Origin of the sequence: Streptomyces hilarionis, assembly GCF_024539675.1 — a bacterium.
GTDB classification, from domain to species: Bacteria; Actinomycetota; Actinomycetes; order Streptomycetales; family Streptomycetaceae; genus Streptomyces; species Streptomyces hilarionis.
Genome location: NZ_JAHHIT010000648.1, coordinates 1 through 297, shown reverse-complemented (window position 1 = coordinate 297; position 297 = coordinate 1). Strand labels below are relative to the sequence as shown.

At 52.9% G+C, this 297-nt stretch carries 1 protein-coding gene; it reads left to right on the top strand.

From position 1 onward, the window contains the following. Nucleotides 1-34: 34 nt before the first annotated feature. A partial coding sequence (locus tag KMS84_RS44420) for a hypothetical protein (protein ID WP_256921543.1) occupies nucleotides 35-297 on the top strand: 263 nt, incomplete at its 3' end.

Sequence of the window (297 nt, the reverse complement as noted above, 5' to 3'; positions counted from 1 at the left end):
AGCCAAGCGACCTGGTGAGAACGTAGCAGAGCATGTGAACGCTTCGCCACGGAATGCCGAAGACTGGGCGACCGATCATAAGCGCAGTAATGAGCCATCCTTCGAGCTGTTTCAAAAGTACGGTCCAGCTATCCAGCCGGACATTGGCAGGGCCTACGAAGGTCCAATCGTTCATCGCGATTCCCAGTCGTTTTATCAAGCATCACGGGTCAATGGTTACGATGTTTTGATTGAACACAAGCGCACGTCGCTCAACAGCGCGCAATCCAACGTGTTCACCAATGACAGGTCAGTGAG